This is a genomic window from Frankia sp. AgKG'84/4 (assembly GCF_023242965.2).
Lineage (GTDB): Bacteria > Actinomycetota > Actinomycetes > Frankiales > Frankiaceae > Frankia.
The window spans coordinates 1-1,430 of record NZ_JALKFU020001090.1 but is presented as its reverse complement, the minus strand read 5'-3'; the positions used below and the strand labels follow the sequence as shown (position 1 = coordinate 1,430).

The following is a 1,430-nucleotide window of genomic DNA, read 5'->3' as shown; positions in this document are numbered from 1 at the left end:
GGCGCGCCTAACGTCCTTGAATATGTCACCGGTGTAACAACCTGTTGTGGCTACTTTCGGGCGATCTGCTCGGAGGAGAGCCTGGCGGACCTGCTGGGTGAACTGTCCGAGCTGATCGGCCTGGAACGGGTCAAGCAGGACGTCGGCGCGCAGGTCAAGTTGATGCGGACGGTCCGGCGCCGGCAGGAGGCCGGGCTGCCCGCGCCGCCGCTGAGCCGTCATCTGGTGTTCGCCGGCAATCCGGGGACGGGCAAGACGACGGTGGCCCGGCTCTACGGTCGGCTGCTCGCCGCGCTCGGCGTGCTCGAACGCGGTCACCTCGTCGAGGCCGACCGCTCGGACATGGTCGGCGAGTACGTCGGACACACCGCGCCGAAGACCCAGGCGGTGTTCCGCCGGGCGCTCGGCGGGGTGCTGTTCATCGACGAGGCCTACTCGCTGGTGCCGCACGGGCTGGGCAACGACTTCGGTGCCGAGGCGATCGCGACGCTGGTCAAGCTGATGGAGGATCACCGCGACCGGATCGTGGTGATCGTGGCTGGCTACCCGGCGGAGATGGGCCGGTTCGTCGCGTCCAATCCGGGGCTGGCCTCCCGGTTCGCCCGGGTCATCACCTTCGACGACTACGGCAGCGCGGAACTCGTCCAGATCGTGACCGCCCAGTGCCGCATCCACGAGTACGAACTGCCCGACCCGACGCTGGACGCCCTCGACGCCTACTTCGCGGCGCTGCCCCGCGACCGCGGGTTCGGCAACGGCCGCCTCGCCCGCCAGGTGTTTCAGCAGATGACGGAGAGCCAGGCCCAGCGGGTAGCGGAACTCGACGTGGCGACCACGCAGGACCTGCGTCGGCTGGAACCCGCGGACCTGCCCGCGGCGGTGGTCGCGGCGAACGACGGCTGAACAAGCAATGGCCGGGGAATGTCCGCGCACCGACCGCAAAGTAGACGAAAGCACGTTACAAGACGAATTAATGACATATCGCTAGGCTGGCGCTGCGTGGCCGACCACCCGCACAGGGCGCACGGTGAAGGTCTCGCGGAGGAGGGCCGGCTCGATGACGAACCCCACCGCCGGCCCCGACCGGCCGTGGGCCGGCGAACCCGCGGCCGGTGTCGTCCAGACCCTGTTCGGCGAGCATGCCGCGGACCTGCTCGGCTACGCCCGGCGCATCAGCCCCGAGGACCCCGGCCAGGCCGAGGACCTGGTGCAGGAGACGTTCCTGCGCGCCTGGCGCCACCGCGAACGGCTCGCCGTCCACGCCAACGCCCGCGCCTGGCTGTTCCAGGTCGCCCGCAACCTCGCCGTCGACCGGCACCGCCGCCGCGCGGCCCGCCCGGCCGCGGCGGCGCAGCACTCACCATCTGCTCTACGACGAGCTCGAGGCGATCGAGAAGCCGATCGTGGTGGCGGCCCAGGGCATCTGTCTG

Annotated in this window: 2 protein-coding genes; both read left to right on the top strand. The window is 70.4% G+C overall.

Annotated features, from left to right (window positions below):
- A partial coding sequence (locus tag MXD58_RS27550; RefSeq protein ID WP_250610997.1) for an AAA family ATPase occupies window positions 1–903 on the top strand: 903 nt, incomplete at its 5' end.
- Between the two features lie 154 nt (window positions 904–1,057).
- Window positions 1,058–1,430: sigma-70 family RNA polymerase sigma factor (locus MXD58_RS27545; RefSeq protein WP_250610982.1), on the top strand; the 373-nt coding region annotated here is incomplete at its 3' end.